Source organism: Bacillus sp. ATD (assembly GCF_050585765.1).
GTDB lineage: Bacteria > Bacillota > Bacilli > Bacillales > Bacillaceae > Bacillus > Bacillus stercoris.
In genome coordinates this window covers 25,150-44,519 of record NZ_JBOBQH010000007.1, presented here as the reverse complement: position 1 = coordinate 44,519, position 19,370 = coordinate 25,150, and the positions used below count along the sequence as shown (strand labels likewise).

The window sequence follows — 19,370 nt, the reverse complement described above, 5'->3', positions numbered from 1 at the left end:
CTATCAATATGGGAAATTATTTAAGTGTTGCGGTGGAGCTGGTCTGCGGTTTAGGCATTTTATTTATCATTTTAAAGCTTCTCGGGAAAACCCAATTTTCTCAAATTACGCCGTTTGACTTTATTTCTGCTTTAATTTTAGGAGAATTGGTCGGAAATGCCGTTTACGATCATGAAATCAAGATCAAAGAAATTATTTTTGCTTCGCTATTGTGGGGCGTGCTGATTTATATTATTGAATTTATCACGCAAAAAATGAAATCATCGCGGAAGTTTTTAGAGGGCGAGCCGAATATCGTCATCCGCAAAGGGGAGCTTCAATATAAAGTATTGAAGAAAAATAAGATGGACATTAACCAGCTGCAAAGCCTTTTGAGGCAAGCGGGGAGCTTTTCAATCCAAGAAGTAGAATATGCGATTCTTGAAACAAACGGGATGGTCAGCGTGCTCCCCAAATCCGACTTTGACAAACCGATAAATAAGGATTTGCAGATTCCTTCGAAGTCTGTTTCTCTGCCGATCACTTTAATCATAGATGGAGAGATTGTGCAGGATAATTTGAAGGAAGCAGGTGTGGATGAACAGTGGCTGAAGCAAGAATTGAAAAAGAAGAACATTGATAAGGCGGAGGACGTGTTATTTGCGGAGTGGCACAAAAATAATCCGCTGTATACCGTAACCTACGAACAAAGCAGATCAACATGACTCTTTGAAAAAAAGCTTGCAGCGAGGCGCAAGCTTTTTATTGATTATATGTCCCTTGTTTGACAGCACGTACATGGTACATGCTCACTTCAGTGTTGATCAGATAGTCAGGCTTTGGTTTGCCTTTGTTTGCTTTATGGCCGGCGATATGAGCATCGCTTTTTTCCCATTGTTTCCAGTGATCCTCTGATTCCCAGCGAATCATGACAACAACTTCTTCATCACCGCGGCGCACATTTTTCTCAAGCACTGTCACATCAATTAAACCTTCTTGTTTTTCAATGATTCCTTCAGCACTGAAACGTTCTATGACTTTATCTGCAAAGCCTTCTTTAACCGTCATTTTTCTCAACTGTACAAACATTTGTCTCACTCCAATCATTCTTGCATATGAATAATTGTAAATGAAATTCATTCTCAATGTCAAAAGAAAGCGCAGGGCGGAATGAACCGCCGTGCGCAGTTTATTCTTTTAATAAAAACACATTTCCGTCTTCGTCCTTAAATTGAACGAAGGTGCCCCACTCCATTTGATTGGGCTCACCGAGAAATTCTACGCCGTTTGTCTTCATTTTCTCGTATGTACCGAAGATGTCTTCACATTCAAACACGATAGAAGCCTTCATTTGCTCAGAGCCTTTCATCATGGCCTTCGGGTAAATGACTAAACGAGTCTGAGCACCTTTTGGCGCAACCTCCAGCCAGCTTGCTTCAGGTCCCATCGGGTGGTCGGCTGCAATATCAAAGCCTACCTTCTCAGTCCAAAATTGTTTCGCTTTCTGCTGGTCTTCAACATATACAGCTACAGTGCCAATTTGTTTGATCATAGGGAAACCTCCAAGTTGCAAAGATAATAATACTATAACCTGTTTACGGCCGAAGTAACATAAAAAAAATCAGCCGGGAAACCGGCTGATTTTTGATTAAAATGAGCAGCTCACAACATCGATCTGATTTGTGTCTAAGGCGAAATAAACCCAGCGTCGCCGTGAATGATCCCAGTAAAAGCCGCCGACGGATCTTCTGCCAAGGATAATTGGGTAGAACCAAAATGAGCGGCCATTGGTTAACCAAACATAGGTAAACCGGAAAAGGCAAGGACGAATGGTGATTGGTTCAACTAACAAAACGGCTCCTTGAGAACTCTGCGGTTTTTTTGGTTTCGCTGGTATTTGGGAAGGAGGAGGTCCCTGTGGCGCACCGCCGAATCCCGGAGCGGCGCCGCTGCCGATGCCAGGGCCGGAGCCGCCGCCAAAGCCCGGAACGGCACCGCCGCCAATGCCAGGACCGGAGCCGCCGCCGAATCCCGGAACAGCGCCGCTGCCAATGCCAGGCCATGGATATCGATATTCATATTCAAAAGCAGGCCAAGGCTCATAAAAATGCCCTGCAAACATATAAGGATCAACATAATACATGTGATAACGCCCTTTCTCATTGTAAACTGTACACTGCAGTTTATGCGGGCAGACTCTTATTGGTGCATTCGCCTATGGATATAAACTGGAATGCGCTCAGAGAGCAGATTCATTTGATTTTTCCCTAGTCTTATTCACAATTTCGATTTATCATTTTATAATGAAAGTGCTTCTATTACGAAAAAGGAGACAGACCGTGAATATCGATCAATTATTATATCAATATATCATAGACCACACTGCGGACATTACTGAGAAATGGTTCAGTTTACGCTGCCAGCTACAAGGCGAGCTGTATTCCGCCGACCATTTAAGTGCAGAAACGAAAACGCTTTTAACCGAGCAGCATACGTTTACCAATATAACAATTGCAAGCGCATTTCTAGAGGATCAAACCGATTTTCAAGAAAATATGGCGAAATGGGCGCAAACCGTTGCGAAAAACAGGGTAGAGCAGGATGTTCAGGTGCATGAGGTCGTAGAAGCCATATCCAATTCTAGAATCTCATTCTGGGACGCAGTCGTCACATTTATAAAAGAAAATCAGGAGATCGTCACAAATGAAGATGCAGACCGATGGAACCGCATTGTGAATCAGTCGTTCGATAAGCTGATTATTGAATTCTCCGAGCAGTACCAAAAATTCATGCTAATGAGGCTTACATCTCAGCAGGAACTGATCTCAGAGCTTGGCTGTCCGGTTATTTCCATTGCTGATGGAATCGGGATATTGCCGCTTATCGGCTCAGTTGATACAAAACGGGCACAGATCATTTTAGAAACAGTGCCGGTCCGCTGTGTCGAGAGAAAAATCACAAGCCTCGTCGTTGATCTTTCGGGTGTCCCGATTGTGGATACCATGGTGGCGCAGCAATTGTACAACCTGTCTAAAACGCTTTTCTTATTAGGCGTCAAAGCCGTATTTTCAGGGATTCGCCCGGATGTGGCCCAAACATCGATTCAATTGGGGCTTGATTTTAGTGAATATGAAACGTATGGCACGCTGAAGCAGGCATTAGAAAACATGGGTGTCCGCTGTATTGTTGAAGAATTGGAAGAAAACAAATAGGAAGTTCCCAGGCATATGATTGTCCGTCATCGGGTGATCATATGCCTTTTTGATTTGAAGAGAAATCACCATTGATTTATCAAAAAAAACATAATATTATAATTCTTATAAGAATACTGTGAATTAAAACCTATTCAACAGGGGGGAAGGTATTTTGGTTTCAAAATTAACGATTGATCCGGAAGTGATTGAAAAAGTCATCAGTTCGCTGGAAACGCTCGATTTCGGCACCGTTCAGATTACGGTTCATGATTCTCAGGTTACCCAAATTGAGAAAATAGAAAAGCATCGTTTTTCGCTGAAAAGGAAAGAATCGAAATGATAACGTAAAGGGCGTTTGTTTTCATTAAATTCTCCTTAAAACATATACATATTTCATCCAATTTTTATATAATAGACCTTTAAGATCATTTTTTAGGAGGATTTTTGACATGCAAGCTACGGTTCACGAGAGTAAGCAATCGATCATGCAACGCATTTTGACAGTCTTTGTCTTCACATTGCTGATCGCGACTGTCGGCCTTTTTATCGGCCAATTTGTTCCTGTCGCTTTGATGCTGCCGCTTTCTATTCTTGAAGTGGCGATGATTATTATGGCCTTCTGGATGCGCAGAAGAAAAGCGGTCGGGTATGCGTTTGTATATACATTCGCGTTCGTTTCCGGCATTACCTTATTTCCGATCGTCAGCCATTACGCTTCCATCGCCGGCGCCTATGTCGTGCTTGAAGCCTTTGGTTCTACATTTGTCATTTTTGCCGTCTTAGGCACAATCGGCGCAAAAATGAAGAAGGATTTATCCTTTCTGTGGTCATTTCTAATGGTAGCGGTGCTCGCCCTCGTTGTGGTAGGGATTTTCAACATTTTCAGCCCGTTAAACTCAGCGGCGATGATGGCGTATTCCGTGATTGGAACCATCGTCTTTTCCCTTTACATTTTGTATGATTTGAACCAAATCAAGCACCGCCACATTACGGAAGACTTAATTCCCGTTATGGCATTATCGCTGTACCTTGACTTTATCAACTTATTCATCAACCTGCTCCGCTTCTTCGGCATTTTGAGCAGTGATGATTAATAAAAAAGCGCCTGTCATGAGATAGGCGTTTTTTGCCATACATCAAAAAGGCAGGTGGAGTATTGGTGAAAAAACAAATGGGCGCATATGTATCTTTGGCAGCAGCTATGGCGATCGTCGGCAGCTCTGTCGTTGTCGGCAAGCTGATGGTCGAACGGATTCCGGTCTTTCTTTCCTCAGGATTGCGTTTTTTGATCGCTTCTGTCGTATTGCTCACGCTGCTGTTTTGCATTGAAAAAGGGTTTCCGGCTTTAACGAAAAAAGATGTGCTCGTCTTGCTGGTGCAATCATTCACAGGTGTGTTTTTGTTCAGTATTTGCCTGCTGTATGGGGTTCAATATACGACGGGAACGGAAAGCGGCATTTTGACAAGCACAACCCCGATGGTAATCGGTATTTTATCCTTTTTCCTGCTGAGAGAAAAAATTGAGAAAAAGATGCTGATCGGCATTATGCTGGCGGTTTGCGGCGTGATGGCGATTAATCTATTTGGAGCGGGGAGCCAAGACGGGGCGCCGCACGCCTTATTCGGGAACATGCTGATCATTGCTGCAGTCATTGGCGAAGCGTTGTTTACATTGATGGCCAAGCTGCTATCCCCGCATATTTCGGCTCTGGCGATTTCGACCTTCGTATCGCTCTTCGGCTTCCTGTTTTTTCTCCCGTTTGCTTTGTTTGAGGCCTCTTCATTTGATTACAGCGTGCCGACTGTTTTGGATTGGTCGTACGTGCTGTATTACGCGCTTTTTGTTACCGTTTTAGCATTTTACTTATGGTATAGCGGGGTGACGAAGGTGCCTGCGGGTGTATCGGGCATTTTCACATCCGTTCTTCCGGTCTCCGCTGTTATTTTGTCAGGCGTAATATTGAAGGAGCCGTTTGAGTTTGTGCATTTCATCGGCATTGCATGTGTCATCGGCGGCATATTTGTTACGGTCATAAAGAAAAAACAGCCGGATGCGTATCCGGTTGCAGAAGAAAAGACGCTGTAGCCTGTCCGGATCGGACGGGTTTTTTAGTCTTTAAACACGTTCAGCCTTTCAAAAAGATCACCAAGCATCTTACGAACATATCTTTTTCCTCATCGTTGTAGTTTTCCATGACCGCGGAGATTTTGCGGCAAAAATTGCTCAAGGAGTGCTTTGCCTTCCGTTGTCAGTTCAATGCTGATTTTTTGTTTATCCTCTGTGTGATACCTCCGGCTGACAAAACCGTCTCTCGCCAGCCCGTCCAGCAGACCTGTAATCGTCGCTTTCGTGATGTTTGACTGTTTGGCAAGCTCTGTCGGACTTAACCTATGATCCTTGGCATCAAAGAGCAACATCTGGCGATCGAGGATGCCATCGTCCTCGCCGGAGAACCCAAAAACCACGCCGATCACGAAACAGCATTACAGGCCTACTACAAAAGAAGATCCCCAAGAGCGCTCAAAGTCCAGAACCTATCCTCAGAAATCGTCCCCCGCGGGCTGAAAGGAGAGCCGGGAGCGGAAGAGCTGATTGGGGAGTGCTAATCGGTGTTGAGGGAAGGGTATTAAATAGGAAAAGTCCAGAAAGTGATTTCTGGACTTTTTTATTTAGAAGACACAAGTGTTTTAACTAATTAATCTAGAGTTAGATAACAATAAATGATGTGAAATAATCCGTTATTTGGTAAAATTGAGTCAGAAAATATAAGTTTATTTAGAATTTCATTATGTAAAATAGGGGAGACATTATGCAAAAGTGGATAGGTAAACGCCCTACAATAGGCCAAAAAACCTTAGTAACAAAGTACGGAAATTTATTACAAGAAGCAGAAATAGTAACCTTATCGTCGCAAGAAAGTGTTCTAAAGATTATTGAAGCAGAATGTGATAAAAAAAGTGGTAGAGAATTAAAAGGGGTATTAGCACTTACTACTCAATCTATTTTCTTTGTTTCTAAACATGAACGAATGACATATAAATATTCACAAATTAATGATATTGAAGTAAGAACTGATAAAAAAGATAAAAATAGTTGTGTTTTAAGCCTTAAGATAGGCCGTTCAAAACGTACATTCGATGATATTAAGAAAAATGATGATAGCCAAGAATTTATAGAGATTTTAGAGTACATGATATCTAATCAATCAAAAGAAATTATAACGACAGTTACACATGATTTTGATTATTTTTTACATGCTGAAAAATTAATTGATTTACAAAATCGAAATGTTAAAATTACTTCTTTTGTAATGAAGAGGGACAATCTAAGTCTTTCGAAAAATGGCGAACGATTGTTGCGTGAAAAACATAAAAATGCTTCCTTGATAGCGGAAGGTTTTTTTCAAGAGGATAGACAAAGTAAGGGTAATTTTATTGTACTCGAGAACCAAGTGGTATATTTATATGAATTTAATAATAAAGAAAGAAAAGCCAAATTATTATATAAGTGGGATTTTAAATACTTTTCTTACGCGGTTATTGATCGATTTGCAATAAAAACAGTTATCAATGTTACAGAGACAGGGAAAAGTTTGATTATAAATATATTTGGCAAGGAATTTGTTTCTATTTTAAATGATGCAAATATTCCCCTTAAGCAGAATAAGAGGAAATGGTATCAAAAAATAATAGGGTTCCGAAGTGGTAAGTGGTGGAAGAGAGCTATTGCTTCATTGGTTTACCTGCTGCTATTGCTGTTAATCTTTAACACATTTTTTGGAGAAAACAATAAAGAAGCCAACTCTGTAAAATCAAGTGATAAGACAGCTGTTTTAAAGACTGAACATAGGGAAGAACAGATAGAAAATCAAAGCAAACATGAAGATAATGAACAACAAGATAATAAGAGTAAGCAAGAAGAACAAGCAAAAAAGCAAGCAGAAGAAAAACGCAAGAAAGAGGAAGAAGCACAACTAGCAGAAGAAAAACGCAAGAAAGAGGAAGAAGCTCGACTAGCAGAAGAGAAAAGTAAGAAAGCAGAAGAAGCTCGACTAGCAGAAGAGAAACGTAAGAAAGAGGAAGAAGAGCGACTAGCACAAGAAAAACGTAAGCAAGAGAAAGAGATACAACAAGCAGAGGCACAAGAACGACAGACGAATGTCTATTACAAAAATTGTACCGCAGCTCGGCAAGCTGGTGTTGCACCTATACATGCTGGTGAACCAGGATATGCAAAACATCTTGACCGTGATGGTGATGGAATTGCTTGTGATCGCTAATTCATATATGGTTATTTAAAGAAAGAGAGAATAGTGAAATATTCTCTCTTTTATTATTTTCAACAAACGTTTAATCGTTATTTATATTTTTCACTTTTATCCGCTCAATCACCTCATGCAGCCCCTCAGGCTTATAAAACTCCACCGGCGAACTGCCCTTCTCAAACGAAATTGTCTCGGCTTCAATCAGCGCGACATAGCGCCCGTTCACTTTTGCGAGATGAATGGAGTCGCCAAAATCCGCTAGCAATCCCTTAATCTCTGTTTCTCCGACTTTCATTTTCAGCTGGGCCTCTGGCGTGTGCTCGATGATTTGGGCGGAGGCTTCGATCACTTGATGGGTGTCGAGGCGCTCTTGGATCTCCCGCTTTTCGCTCGCTTCCCAAATCTCAATGTCGTGCTCGAACTGCTTGAGCTCTTCGCTATTGTCTTCAAATGTCTCATAGACGTGCTCCTGCACCATGTTCATGACCTGGTTTTTCATGATTTCCGGCATCGATTCGCCGTACTCGACGAATTTCAGAAAGTCCTCAAAATAGCGGGCGTGCGAGGCCTGGTGGATTTTCAGCTCGCCTTCCTCGACCATTCCTTCCTCGGGCATGTACGGGTATTGGATGCTTTTCATGTTTTTTGTCGTGATCGCCATTTCGACTTTTTTAATGAGAGAAGACGCGTCAGAGATGCGGGCGACCTTCGGCTCAAAGTCACATTTCATAATGAAGACAAATGACTCGTCAAAGTATTTTCTCGGCACGGCTGAAGCGACGAGAAACACGCCGCCGCGGACTGCGCTTGTGTCGAGGTACGTGCGGACGAACTGCTCGCTCAGCTCATTGAAGTCTTCTTTTGTTTCCGCCAGACGCGCGCGGTTGAACATGTTGTAGTTTGGGTTGGAATCAAGCTCGTGGCCGGGCTCGACGATAAAATGGCCGATTTTCGTCGGCACCTGCTCAGACTGCGGATGACGTTCTGCTTTCCGTTTGACGATTTTTTTCAGTTCTCCGTCGAGAAAGTCCTTCAGCTCGCTTTCTTCAAATTCACCCGTATCAAGGGTCTGGAAGTGCTTGAACTGTTTGTTCGCCTGCTCATCCTTGCCTTCCACCTGTATGACATAAAAGGATAAAAACCGAATTTCAAAATCCATATGTGAACTCACCTTATTCGCGTATTGTACAGCTTCTCAAGTATAGAAAAAACAGCGATCATGCGTCAATTGGAAGAACGGAATAATCATGACCATGAAAGGGAAATGTAGTCAAATAGAAGGCATTTCATACGGAAAGGAATGGTTCGATGAAGGAAACAAGCCCGATTCCTCAGCCGAAGACGTTTGGGCCGCTCGGCAATTTGCCTTTAATTGATAAAGACAAACCGACGCTTTCACTGATCAAGCTAGCGGAAGAACAGGGTCCGATTTTTCAAATCCATACACCCGCGGGCACGACGATTGTGGTGTCCGGCCATGAATTGGTGAAAGAGGTTTGTGATGAAGGACGGTTTGATAAAAGCATTGAAGGCGCCCTGGAGAAGGTTCGCGCGTTTTCCGGTGACGGATTGTTTACGAGCTGGACGCATGAGCCTAACTGGAGAAAAGCGCACAACATTCTGATGCCGACGTTCAGCCAGCGGGCCATGAAGGACTATCATGAGAAAATGGTCGATATCGCTGTTCAGCTCATTCAAAAATGGGCCAGGCTCAATCCGAATGAAGCTGTTGATGTCCCAGGAGATATGACCCGGCTGACGCTGGACACCATTGGGCTATGCGGGTTTAACTACCGCTTTAACAGCTACTACAGAGAAACGCCCCACCCATTTATCAACAGCATGGTGCGGGCGCTTGATGAAGCGATGCATCAAATGCAGCGGCTTGATTTCCAAGATAAACTTATGGTCAGAACAAAGCGGCAATTCCACCATGATATTCAAACGATGTTTTCGTTAGTCGACAGCATTATTGCAGAGCGCAGGGCGAATGGAGACCAGGATGAAAAAGATTTGCTCGCCCGCATGCTGAATGTTGAAGATCCGGAAACGGGTGAAAAGCTCGACGACGAGAATATCCGCTTTCAAATCATTACGTTTTTGATTGCTGGCCATGAAACAACGAGCGGCCTGCTGTCCTTTGCGATCTACTTTTTATTGAAGCATCCTGACAAACTGAAAAAGGCGTATGAAGAGGTAGATCGGGTGCTGACAGATGCAGCGCCGACCTATAAACAAGTGCTGGAGCTGAAATACATACGGATGATTTTAAATGAATCACTGCGCTTATGGCCGACAGCTCCGGCTTTTAGCCTTTATCCAAAAGAAGACACAGTCATTGGCGGAAAGTTCCCGATCACAACGAAGGACAGAATTTCTGTGCTGATCCCGCAGCTTCATCGTGATCAAGACGCTTGGGGAAAGGACGCCGAGGAATTCCGGCCGGAACGGTTCGAGCATCAGGACCAAGTGCCTCATCATGCGTACAAACCGTTCGGAAATGGGCAACGGGCCTGTATCGGCATGCAGTTTGCCCTTCATGAAGCCACACTTGTGCTGGGCATGATTTTAAAATATTTCACGCTGATTGATCATGAGAATTATGAGCTTGATATCAAACAAACCTTAACGCTCAAGCCCGGTGATTTTCGCATCAGGGTTCAAACCCGTCATCAGGAAGCCATTCATGCTGACATCCATGCAACAGAAAAACCGGGGCCTGATAAGCAAAAAGAAGAAACGGAGACAAAGGGCGCATCGGTCATCGGCCTTAACAACCGCCCGCTTCTCGTGCTGTACGGCTCTGATACCGGCACCGCAGAAGGCGTCGCCCGGGAGCTTGCAGATACAGCCAGTCTTCATGGCGTCAGGACCGAGGTGTCACCTCTGAACGATCAGATTGGCAAGCTGCCGACAGAGGGAGCGGTTGTCATTGTGACCTCGTCCTATAACGGAAAACCGCCAAGCAACGCGAGACAGTTTGTCCAGTGGCTCCAAGAAATCAAACCGGGTGAGCTTGAGGGCGTCCATTACGCGGTATTTGGCTGCGGCGACCACAATTGGGCGAGCACGTATCAAGACGTGCCGAGATTCATTGATGAACAGCTTGCAGAGAAAGGCGCGACTCGGTTTTCTGCGCGCGGGGAAGGTGATGTCAGCGGTGATTTCGAAGGGCAGCTTGATGAGTGGAAAAAGAGCATGTGGGCGGACGCCATCAAAGCATTCGGACTGGAGCTTAATGAAAACGCCGATAAGGAACGAAGCACGCTGAGCCTTCAGTTTGTCAGAGGGCTGGGAGAGTCCCCGCTTGCCCGATCGTATGAAGCGGCTCACGCATCCATCGCCGAAAATCGTGAGCTTCAGTCCGCGGACAGCGATCGAAGCACCCGCCATATCGAAATCGCATTGCCGCCGGATGTTGAATATCAAGAGGGCGACCACCTTGGCGTATTGCCAAAAAACAGTCCAACCAATGTCAGCCGGATTCTCCATAGATTCGGTCTGAAGGGAACCGACCAAGTGACATTGTCGGCAAGCGGCCGCAGTGCGGGGCATCTGCCATTGGGCCGTCCTGTCAGCCTGCATGATCTTCTCAGCTACAGCGTTGAGGTCCAGGAAGCAGCCACAAGAGCGCAAATACGTGAACTGGCCGCTTTTACAGTGTGTCCGCCGCATAAGCGCGAATTAGAAGAACTGACAGCAGAGGGTGTTTATCAGGAACAAATATTGAAAAGACGAATTTCCATGCTGGATCTGCTTGAAAAGTACGAAGCATGCGACATGCCGTTTGAACGATTTTTAGAGCTATTACGCCCGTTAAAACCGAGATATTATTCGATTTCAAGCTCTCCAAGAGTGAATCCGGGGCAAGCATCAATCACAGTCGGCGTTGTGCGCGGCCCGGCGTGGAGCGGCCGTGGCGAATACAGGGGTGTGGCATCAAATGATTTAGCTGAGCGTCAAGCCGGTGATGATGTCGTGATGTTTATCCGCACACCGGAATCCCGGTTTCAGCTTCCGAAAGACCCTGAAACTCCAATTATTATGGTCGGGCCAGGCACGGGAGTCGCGCCATTTCGCGGTTTCCTTCAAGCCCGCGATGTTTTAAAGCGGGAGGGGAAAACGCTCGGTGAGGCTCATCTCTATTTTGGATGCAGGAACGATCGGGATTTTATTTACCGAGATGAGCTTGAGCGGTTTGAAAAAGACGGTATAGTCACAGTCCACACAGCCTTTTCCCGAAAAGAGGGCATGCCGAAAACATATGTCCAGCATCTCATGGCTGACCAAGCAGAAACATTAATATCAATCCTTGACCGCGGTGGCAGGTTTTATGTATGCGGTGATGGCAGCAAAATGGCCCCGGATGTGGAGGCGGCTCTTCAAAAAGCGTATCAGTCTGTTCATGGAACCGGGGAACAAGAAGCGCAAAACTGGCTGAGACATCTGCAGGATACCGGTATGTACGCCAAGGATGTCTGGGCAGGGATATAGATAAAGAAGACTGGAGACATCCAGTCTTTTTTGTCCTTTCGAAAAAATGGTGATCACGCTAAACATTAGTGCATACAATAACTTCAGTCCGCCTTAAAGGGCGGGCTGTCTGCAAAACCTATTTTTCGTTTTTGCTAGTTTATGTTATTCTTATACTCGGTATCTATTTCTTTTTTCAAAGGCACACATGACAAAAGAAATCTTTTTTTATTTCTGAGGAAAAAAGTGAAACGAAATGAAGGTTTCTTTCGTCCAGTGATTGGTTTCCAAATGGTTATAATAAAAATGGTATGGTGCGAAACATAAATATTCCGGCTTGCCGCGGTGTATTTATTGTTGTGTGATGCCTTGATTTTGTTTGGAAAGAAGAAATGAGAAGGCAGGATATAAAGAGCAGGTAAATATGAATGAAGAACTTAAAGTGTTTAAGAAAGTAGAGGTTGCCATGAAGAAACTTTTTTCTTACAAACTTAGCTTTTTTGTGCTGGCTGTTATACTGTTTTGGGCAAAAACGTATTTATCCTACAAGACTGAGTTTAATCTTGGGGTAAAAGGCACAACCCAGGAGATCCTCCTGATATTTAACCCATTCTCAAGCGCCGTCTTCTTTTTAGGACTGGCTTTGCTGGCGAAAGGGCGTAAATCAGCCATTATTATGCTGATTATCGATTTCTTGATGACATTTGTGTTATATGCAAATATTTTATTCTATCGTTTCTTTGACGATTTCTTGACGTTCCCGAACATTAAGCAGTCCGGAAACGTTGGAAACATGGGAGACGGGATTTTCAGTATCATGGCCGGTCATGATATTTTCTATTTCTTAGATATTATCATTTTGATTGCGGTATTGATCTGGAGACCTGAATTAAAAGAATACAAAATGAAAAAACGCTTTGCATCTTTAGTGATCCTTTCCGGGATCGCACTGTTTTTCATCAACCTGCACTATGCGGAAAAAGACCGTCCGCAGCTGCTGACAAGAACGTTTGACCGCAATTATATCGTGAAATATTTAGGTCTTTACAACTACACCATTTATGACGGTGTACAGACGGCTCAAACAGAAACGCAAAGAGCCTATGCAAGCAGCGATGATTTAACAAGCGTCGAGAATTACACAACGTCTCATTATGCGAAACCGAACGCCGAGTACTTCGGCGCTGCAAAAGGCAAAAACATCATTAAAATTCACCTCGAAAGCTTCCAGTCATTCCTGATTGACTACAAGCTGAACGGTGAAGAGGTAACGCCTTTCTTAAATAAACTTGCGCACGGCGGAGAAGATGTGACGTATTTTGATAACTTCTTCCACCAGACAGGCCAGGGAAAAACATCTGACGCCGAGCTGACAATGGATAACTCGATCTTCGGCCTTCCAGAAGGCTCCGCGTTTGTGACGAAAGGCGAAAACACTTACCAGTCGCTTCCGGCGATTTTAGACCAGAAGGAAGGCTATACAAGCGCTGTCCTGCATGGTGATTACAAATCGTTCTGGAACCGTGACCAGATTTACAAACATATCGGATACGACAAGTTCTTCGACGCAAGTACGTATGATATGTCAGATGAAAATGTCATCAATATGGGACTGAAGGATAAGCCGTTCTTTACAGAATCGATTCCAAAGCTTGAGTCTCTTAAACAGCCGTTTTACGCGCATTTGATTACATTGACAAACCATTATCCGTTTAACCTGGATGAAAAAGACGCGTCTCTTAAAAAAGCGACAACCGGCGATAACACAGTAGACAGCTACTTCCAAACAGCGCGTTACCTTGACGAAGCGCTTGAGCAATTCTTCAAGGAGCTGAAGGAAGCCGGCCTGTATGACAACTCAGTCATTATGATTTATGGTGACCATAACGGTATTTCAGAAAATCATAACCGAGCGATGAAAGAGATTCTTGGAAAAGAGATTACAGATTATCAAAACGCACAGAACCAGCGTGTGCCGCTGATGATCCGCGTTCCTGGCAAAAAAGGCGGAGTGAACCATACGTATGGCGGCGAAATTGACGTCATGCCGACACTTCTGCACTTAGAAGGAATTGATTCTCAGAAATATATCAACTTTGGTACTGACTTATTCTCTAAAGACCACGACGATACAGTGGCATTCAGAAACGGAGACTTCGTAACGCCGAAGTACACATCAGTCGACAATGTCATTTACGATACGAAGACTGGTGAAAAATTGAAAGCGAATGAAGAAACGAAGAATCTGAAAACAAGAGTGAACCAGCAGCTGAGCCTTTCAGACAGTGTCCTGTACAAAGACTTGCTGAGGTTCCATAAACTAAATGATTTCACAGCCGTTGATCCGTCAGACTATCATTACGGCAAGGAAAAAGAAATCAAATAAGATGAAAAAGAGCCTTGAGCGGGCGCATTGCCTTCGCTCAAGGCTCTTTTTTTGGTTATATAACCAACTTGAAAAAATAGATTCCATTTGGTCACCAAGGCCGTCTTTCTTTCATATCATTACAGTAGATTTTGAAACCGGTATTGAAATCGGACAAATTATCGGGGAAATGCCTTGATAGATTGTAAAGATGTACTAGGTTTCGAACTCAATATTCATAGAGATGAGGGGTAGAGATGAAAGCGGTCATTCTCTGCGGCGGAAAAGGAACGAGAATGAGTGAAATCACGAATGACATTCCTAAACCGCTCGCCATGATAGGCGGCAAACCGATTCTATGGCATATTATGAAAATCTATCAGTACTACGGAGTAAACGAGTTTATTCTGCTTTTGGGCTATAAAGGCGAAAAAATCAAAGAATACTTTCTCGACTATGAATGGAAGCACAACAGCCTGACACTCGACAGCGCTACGGGAGAGGTACAGATGCTGGGGCAGCCTGAAACGTGGAAAATTACGTTTTTGGAGACTGGGGAAGATACGCTGACAGCCGGAAGAATCTTGCAGGCGAAAGACTATATCGGTGATGAAACATTTCTGCTCACCTATGGGGACGGGCTGGCCAATATCAATCTTTTCCATCTCATCAGCTATCATCAGACAAAAGGTGCTGCCGCGACTGTCACCGGCATTGACAAAGTCTCGCAGTTTGGCACCTTGACGGTTGAGGACGGCATGGCGAAAACATTTTCTGAGAAGACATCAAGTGACGGAATCATCAATGGCGGATTCTTCGTTCTCAGTCCCAAGGTTTTCGATTATTTGCCGAAGGACGGGAACACAATGTTCGAAGATGAACCGCTGAAGAACCTTGCCAAAGACGGAGAGCTTGCCGTGTACCGCCATTATGGATTTTGGACGGCCATCGATACGTATAAAAATCTCTTAGAAGTCAACAAGATGTGGGATCAAGGACAACAAGTATGGAAGGTATGGTGAACCGATTTGAGTTTCTGGAAAAATAAAAACGTATTTGTTACGGGGTGTACAGGTCTTTTAGGAAGCTATTTGGTGAAAGAGCTGATCGAACAGGGTGCAAACGTGACGGGTCTTGTCAGGGATCATGTGCCCCAATCCAATCTGTATCAGGGAGACCATATCAAGAAAATGAACATCGTGCAGGGCTCTCTTGAAGACTTGGCTGTCATTGAACGCGCGCTTGGAGAGTATGAAATCGACACTGTCTTTCACCTCGCTGCACAAGCGATTGTCGGGGTGGCAAACCGCAACCCGATTTCTACCTTTGAAGCAAATATTCTCGGCACATGGAATATTCTCGAAGCCTGCCGCAAGCATCCGTTAATTAAACGGGTCATTGTCGCTTCAAGTGATAAAGCTTACGGCGATCAAGAAAACCTTCCATACGACGAAAACATGCCGCTGCAGGGCAAGCACCCGTACGACGTCTCAAAAAGCTGCGCAGATCTGATCAGCCACACCTATTTTCACACGTACGGGCTTCCGGTCTGTATTACGCGCTGCGGAAACTTATACGGCGGCGGGGATTTAAACTTCAACCGCATCATTCCTCAGACGATTCAGCTTGTGCTGAACGGGGAAGCGCCGGAAATCCGCAGCGATGGCACCTTTGTCCGGGACTACTTCTATATTGAAGATGCCGTTCAGGCTTATTTGCTTCTTGCGGAAAAAATGGAAGAAAACAATCTTGCCGGAGAGGCCTTTAACTTCAGCAATGAGATCCAGCTGACCGTCCTTGAACTGGTAGAGAAAATTTTGAAGAAAATGAACAGTAATCTGAAACCTAAGGTGCTGAATCAGGGAAGCAATGAAATCAAACATCAATATTTATCCGCGGAAAAAGCGAGAAAGCTGCTGAATTGGACACCGGCCTACACCATTGATGAAGGACTTGAAAAAACGATTGAGTGGTATACGGAATTCTTCAAAAAGTAATGTGAAACGAGGTGAACATGACTGTGGCCAGCGCGTATTGCACCGTTTTATCAAAAGGAAGATTATATCAGGCAGTCGCCTTATTTAAGTCATTAGAGCGAGTAGACCAAGACAGTCCCATTTTTACGCTGTGCATGGACGAAGATACGCACCGCGTGTTACAGAAGCTGAAGATGAAGCAGCTGAACCTTGTGCCGGTGGCCGCTCTTGAAAATGAAATGCTTCTAAAGCTGAAGGAAACTAGAGATCAAAGTGAGTATTGCTGGACGATGAAGCCGATCTTTCTGCAAGCTGTGCTGAACAGCAATCCCGAGCTGGAGCGTGTGACATACATTGACGGGGATCTCTTTTTCTACGCAGATCCATCGCCGATTTTTGAAAACCAGCCGGACTGTTCGGTGCTGCTTTCACGGGGGGATATTGTCATTCCTTCTTTTGAGAAAGATCAGATTGACATGCTGCAGCGTCTTTTAGGCAGATATAATTCCGGGTTTATCAGCTTCAAGCATGATGATGCAGGCACTGACTGCTTGGAGTGGTGGAAGGAACGCTGTCTTGAGGAATGCAAAAATGCGCCGGGTGAAGGAAAATTCGGTGACCAAGGCTATTTGGATTATATGTCTGGGCTGTTTCCGAATGTTTGTGATATTACAACACCCGGCGTGAACATTGGTCATTGGAATTATGGGCAGCATACGTTTTCGTGGGAGGATGGCCGGATCGTGCTGGAGGATGGCAGTCCGCTGATTTTTTATCATTTCAGCGGATACCGAATCGTCGGCATCAATGAAATCAAACAGATTCATGAAACAACCCGCACAGACCTGCCGTTTGTGCATGAACTGTATCAAGAGACACTGCCGCATATCATTGAGCACATCAAAACATTAGACCCTGAATTTAACGGTTTTGCTTCAAAAGATGACAACAAATAAATGAGTAAATACAGGAAGTGAAAATGAAGTGAAAGCAAGCGTTATTATTCCTGCATATAATTCAAAGGAGCGTCTTTATAACAGCCTTCTGTCATTAAACCAGCAGGAGTGCGATGAAGAATTCGAAGTCATTGTAGCGGACAATGGCTCTGAGGACGGGACGCTCTCAATGCTTGAATCATTTCAAGCGGATTTTCCGCTGATTTTTACCCGGATTAAAGAAAACAGGGGGATTGCGTACGGTCGAAATCAGGCGCTGCGCAATGCCAGAGGAGATATCCTGATTTTTCATGACAGCGATATGCTTGCGGCAAAGGACCTTGTGGCAAAGCATATTAAAGCCCATGAGAATGAAGAGAATCTCGTCGTGTGTGGGTTGTTTTGGAAGCGGATCTACAGTTTTTATTATGAACGATTTGAAGAAGAACATAAGGAACAGCTCGCAAAGCTCACAGATGAAATGCCGAAAAAAGACAAACAAAAGCTGCTGGAGGAAGAGGACATTAAAAACGGAAGCTTTCTTGATAAAAGCTTTGACCTTAATACCGACTTTATTGACGTGCTCAAGCAGATTTTAGATGAGTACGGAGATGATCTGGAAGGCTATCATATGCCATGGCGCTTTTTTATCACAAATAATTCCTCTGTTAAACGCAAGCATGTCGTTGATCTCGGTTTATTTGATGAGGGCATTGTGCGGTACGGGTTTGAGGATTATGATCTCGGCATCAGGCTTCATCAGGCCGGATTGACCTTCAGGCTTCGGCGCGATATTGTCAGTGTTCATCAGGAGCATCCAAGCAATTGTAAGTCTGTAGACGATATTCGGGCAAACATTGCCTATATGTGCGATAAATACAACAATATCCGCTCCTTAGACGTTCATCTCGCTTTTAATGGGCCGTTCCCGCCTGACATGACAAACAGAATCATGGATGATATTCAAAAGCTGCTGGAATCTCAGAAATATGATCTGCTGCTGAATCTATTTCTTGAGCTTCTGCATGTTGTTAAAGAGCGCAATATTGATCCGGATTGGCGAAAGAAATCCCCAAGGGTGACGGCGGAAAGCTTTGATTTACAAACTGTCCGCAAGCTTCTGCCAAAAGCGAAGAAAAAGCTAGGCGTGAACGATTTCGCCAACGCACTGTATGCGCTTGTCAACGATTTGCTGCACGTGGATCTTAGATCATTGGATGTGGTATAAGTGAGTACATTTCATTTTTCAACGATAGTGTCAAGGACACATATCTTTAAGCTCATGCCCATGATTCATTCTCTCCATGAGCATTGCGATGATTTTCATTTATATGTGCTGTGTGTCGACCAGAAAGCGTACGAATTGCTTCAGCACGTTCCATGGGAGCATGTCAGCTTTGTGCAGCTGCATGAAATGGAAGACCCGGAGCTGCTGAAAGCAAAAAGCAACAGAACGTTTCATGAATATTGCTGGACGTTAAAGCCCGCCTTTTTGTTTCATGTGATGAGCAAGTGGGATGACGCTGAATACTTTGCCCATATGGATACGGATCTATTTTTCTTTTCTGATCCGGCACGTATTTTTGCAGAAAACCCAACGGCGTCTCTGTATTTGACTGATCATCGTAACTCGCCGCGCTTCATGTCCTACTACGAGCGAACCGGACGCTTTAATACAGGCTTTGTCGGTGCCGGTAATACAAAGGAAGCATATGAAGCGGTATGGCAGTGGAGACAGGACTGTATTGCATTTTGCACAGTCGAAATGGATACGGAACGAAAGACATACGGCGATCAAAGATATGTGGAGAAATGGCCGGCGCGGTATAAGGGTGTGCATGTTGTCAAATCAATTGGAGCCAATACAGCGCTTTGGAATATCGAAAACTATAAGGTCGGGCAAAAGGACGGCCGCGTGTATATAGATGAAACGCCGCTGATTTTTTATCATTTCTCCGGGTTTACACTTGTGACAGAAAAAGAGTTTAATCTTTGCTGGTATTACCGGATTGAAGATGAAGCGACAATTGAGATGATTTATATGCCGTATATATTAAATCTGAAAAAATGGATTGATGAAATACAGTCCGCGTTTCCAGACTTTGCGGACGGATTTATCCCGAAGCATGCAGTGCCTGACACTCATTTTATACAGCTGGATTAAAAAAACCCTGCCGCTGGGC

At 44.2% G+C, this 19,370-nt stretch carries 17 protein-coding genes and 2 pseudogenes; 14 read left to right on the top strand and 5 right to left on the bottom strand.

The window, feature by feature from the left end; translation table 11 throughout:
• Positions 1 to 8 precede the first annotated feature (8 nt).
• Positions 9 to 704: a DUF421 domain-containing protein gene (locus ACQXR1_RS15790; protein ID WP_014663138.1), complete on the top strand. Its 696-nt coding sequence runs from the start codon at positions 9 to 11 to the stop codon at positions 702 to 704.
• A 37-nt stretch (positions 705 to 741) separates the two neighbouring features.
• On the opposite strand, the gene hmoA is transcribed toward ACQXR1_RS15790, so the two are convergent.
• The 3 genes from hmoA to ACQXR1_RS15775 all read right to left on the bottom strand — a co-directional run bounded on the left by hmoA (position 742) and on the right by ACQXR1_RS15775 (position 2,122).
• The gene (gene hmoA / locus ACQXR1_RS15785) at positions 742 to 1,068 is read right to left on the bottom strand and encodes a heme-degrading oxygenase HmoA (protein ID WP_040083993.1); all 327 of its coding nucleotides are present in this window, start codon (positions 1,066 to 1,068) and stop codon (positions 742 to 744) included.
• A 100-nt stretch (positions 1,069 to 1,168) separates the two neighbouring features.
• Entirely contained in the window at positions 1,169 to 1,531 is a 363-nt protein-coding gene (locus ACQXR1_RS15780; protein ID WP_024573448.1) for a VOC family protein, read from the bottom strand.
• A gap of 96 nt (positions 1,532 to 1,627) precedes the next feature.
• The gene (locus ACQXR1_RS15775; protein WP_040083887.1) at positions 1,628 to 2,122 is read right to left on the bottom strand and encodes a hypothetical protein; all 495 of its coding nucleotides are present in this window, start codon (positions 2,120 to 2,122) and stop codon (positions 1,628 to 1,630) included.
• Positions 2,123 to 2,318: 196 nt separating this feature from the next.
• On the opposite strand from ACQXR1_RS15775, the gene ACQXR1_RS15770 reads away from it, so the two are divergent.
• The 4 genes from ACQXR1_RS15770 to ACQXR1_RS15755 all read left to right on the top strand — a co-directional run bounded on the left by ACQXR1_RS15770 (position 2,319) and on the right by ACQXR1_RS15755 (position 5,259).
• Positions 2,319 to 3,191 (top strand): STAS domain-containing protein, encoded by an 873-nt coding sequence (locus ACQXR1_RS15770; RefSeq protein ID WP_041521264.1) that lies wholly within the window; start codon positions 2,319 to 2,321, stop codon positions 3,189 to 3,191.
• A gap of 154 nt (positions 3,192 to 3,345) precedes the next feature.
• Positions 3,346 to 3,513, top strand: a complete 168-nt coding sequence (locus ACQXR1_RS15765) for a YezD family protein (RefSeq protein WP_430772460.1) — start codon at positions 3,346 to 3,348, stop codon at positions 3,511 to 3,513.
• A 109-nt stretch (positions 3,514 to 3,622) separates the two neighbouring features.
• Entirely contained in the window at positions 3,623 to 4,267 is a 645-nt protein-coding gene (locus ACQXR1_RS15760) for a Bax inhibitor-1/YccA family protein (protein WP_014663145.1), read from the top strand.
• Between the two features lie 32 nt (positions 4,268 to 4,299).
• Positions 4,300 to 5,259 (top strand): DMT family transporter, encoded by a 960-nt coding sequence (locus tag ACQXR1_RS15755; protein WP_371326436.1) that lies wholly within the window; start codon positions 4,300 to 4,302, stop codon positions 5,257 to 5,259.
• A gap of 23 nt (positions 5,260 to 5,282) precedes the next feature.
• Here ACQXR1_RS15755 and ACQXR1_RS15750 read toward each other — a convergent pair.
• Positions 5,283 to 5,594, bottom strand: a pseudogene (locus tag ACQXR1_RS15750) (MarR family transcriptional regulator); the annotation flags it as partial.
• Here ACQXR1_RS15750 and ACQXR1_RS15745 point away from each other — a divergent pair.
• Together ACQXR1_RS15745 and ACQXR1_RS15740 are read left to right on the top strand one after the other, a co-directional pair.
• Positions 5,592 to 5,780 (top strand): annotated as a pseudogene (locus ACQXR1_RS15745) (oxidoreductase); the annotation flags it as partial. The pseudogenes ACQXR1_RS15750 and ACQXR1_RS15745 sit on opposite strands and share 3 nt — an antisense overlap.
• 203 nt (positions 5,781 to 5,983) lie before the next feature.
• A complete protein-coding gene (locus ACQXR1_RS15740; RefSeq protein ID WP_227099717.1) occupies positions 5,984 to 7,453 on the top strand; it encodes an excalibur calcium-binding domain-containing protein in 1,470 nt (489 codons plus the stop codon).
• 70 nt (positions 7,454 to 7,523) lie between these two features.
• On the opposite strand, the gene ACQXR1_RS15735 is transcribed toward ACQXR1_RS15740, so the two are convergent.
• On the bottom strand, positions 7,524 to 8,597 hold the full coding sequence (locus ACQXR1_RS15735) for a DUF3900 domain-containing protein (protein ID WP_430772459.1): 1,074 nt from the start codon (positions 8,595 to 8,597) through the stop codon (positions 7,524 to 7,526).
• 149 nt (positions 8,598 to 8,746) lie between these two features.
• On the opposite strand from ACQXR1_RS15735, the gene cypD reads away from it, so the two are divergent.
• The 7 genes from cypD (at position 8,747) to ACQXR1_RS15700 (ending at position 19,351) form a co-directional block, all read left to right on the top strand.
• Complete coding sequence (gene cypD, locus ACQXR1_RS15730) at positions 8,747 to 11,932, top strand: bifunctional P-450/NADPH--P450 reductase (protein WP_430772458.1); 3,186 nt, start codon at positions 8,747 to 8,749, stop codon at positions 11,930 to 11,932.
• Between the two features lie 445 nt (positions 11,933 to 12,377).
• Complete coding sequence (gene ltaS1, locus ACQXR1_RS15725; RefSeq protein ID WP_429767461.1) at positions 12,378 to 14,297, top strand: lipoteichoic acid synthase LtaS1; 1,920 nt, start codon at positions 12,378 to 12,380, stop codon at positions 14,295 to 14,297.
• A gap of 236 nt (positions 14,298 to 14,533) precedes the next feature.
• Positions 14,534 to 15,298 (top strand): glucose-1-phosphate cytidylyltransferase, encoded by a 765-nt coding sequence (locus ACQXR1_RS15720; RefSeq protein WP_014663152.1) that lies wholly within the window; start codon positions 14,534 to 14,536, stop codon positions 15,296 to 15,298.
• A 6-nt stretch (positions 15,299 to 15,304) separates the two neighbouring features.
• Complete coding sequence (locus tag ACQXR1_RS15715; protein WP_014663153.1) at positions 15,305 to 16,273, top strand: GDP-mannose 4,6-dehydratase; 969 nt, start codon at positions 15,305 to 15,307, stop codon at positions 16,271 to 16,273.
• A 23-nt stretch (positions 16,274 to 16,296) separates the two neighbouring features.
• A complete protein-coding gene (locus ACQXR1_RS15710; protein ID WP_326246711.1) occupies positions 16,297 to 17,208 on the top strand; it encodes a putative nucleotide-diphospho-sugar transferase in 912 nt (303 codons plus the stop codon).
• A 28-nt stretch (positions 17,209 to 17,236) separates the two neighbouring features.
• Positions 17,237 to 18,415, top strand: coding sequence for a glycosyltransferase family 2 protein (locus ACQXR1_RS15705; protein WP_430772457.1), 1,179 nt, complete (start codon positions 17,237 to 17,239; stop codon positions 18,413 to 18,415).
• The gene (locus ACQXR1_RS15700; protein ID WP_430772456.1) at positions 18,416 to 19,351 is read left to right on the top strand and encodes a hypothetical protein; all 936 of its coding nucleotides are present in this window, start codon (positions 18,416 to 18,418) and stop codon (positions 19,349 to 19,351) included. It begins immediately after the preceding gene.
• The last annotated feature ends 19 nt before the right edge of the window (positions 19,352 to 19,370 follow it).

Excerpts from the sequence above, each read along its gene's own strand:
- ACQXR1_RS15760 (WP_014663145.1), top strand. The coding sequence starts at position 3,623 with ATGCAAGCTACGGTTCACGAGAGTAAGCAATCGATCATGCAACGCATT.
- ACQXR1_RS15780 (WP_024573448.1), bottom strand. The coding sequence starts at position 1,531 with ATGATCAAACAAATTGGCACTGTAGCTGTATATGTTGAAGACCAGCAG.
- hmoA (WP_040083993.1), bottom strand. The coding sequence starts at position 1,068 with ATGTTTGTACAGTTGAGAAAAATGACGGTTAAAGAAGGCTTTGCAGAT.
- ACQXR1_RS15775 (WP_040083887.1), bottom strand. The coding sequence starts at position 2,122 with ATGTATTATGTTGATCCTTATATGTTTGCAGGGCATTTTTATGAGCCT.
- ACQXR1_RS15740 (WP_227099717.1), top strand. The coding sequence starts at position 5,984 with ATGCAAAAGTGGATAGGTAAACGCCCTACAATAGGCCAAAAAACCTTA.
- ltaS1 (WP_429767461.1), top strand. The coding sequence starts at position 12,378 with ATGAAGAAACTTTTTTCTTACAAACTTAGCTTTTTTGTGCTGGCTGTT.
- ACQXR1_RS15790 (WP_014663138.1), top strand. The coding sequence starts at position 9 with ATGGGAAATTATTTAAGTGTTGCGGTGGAGCTGGTCTGCGGTTTAGGC.
- ACQXR1_RS15720 (WP_014663152.1), top strand. The coding sequence starts at position 14,534 with ATGAAAGCGGTCATTCTCTGCGGCGGAAAAGGAACGAGAATGAGTGAA.
- ACQXR1_RS15735 (WP_430772459.1), bottom strand. The coding sequence starts at position 8,597 with ATGGATTTTGAAATTCGGTTTTTATCCTTTTATGTCATACAGGTGGAA.
- cypD (WP_430772458.1), top strand. The coding sequence starts at position 8,747 with ATGAAGGAAACAAGCCCGATTCCTCAGCCGAAGACGTTTGGGCCGCTC.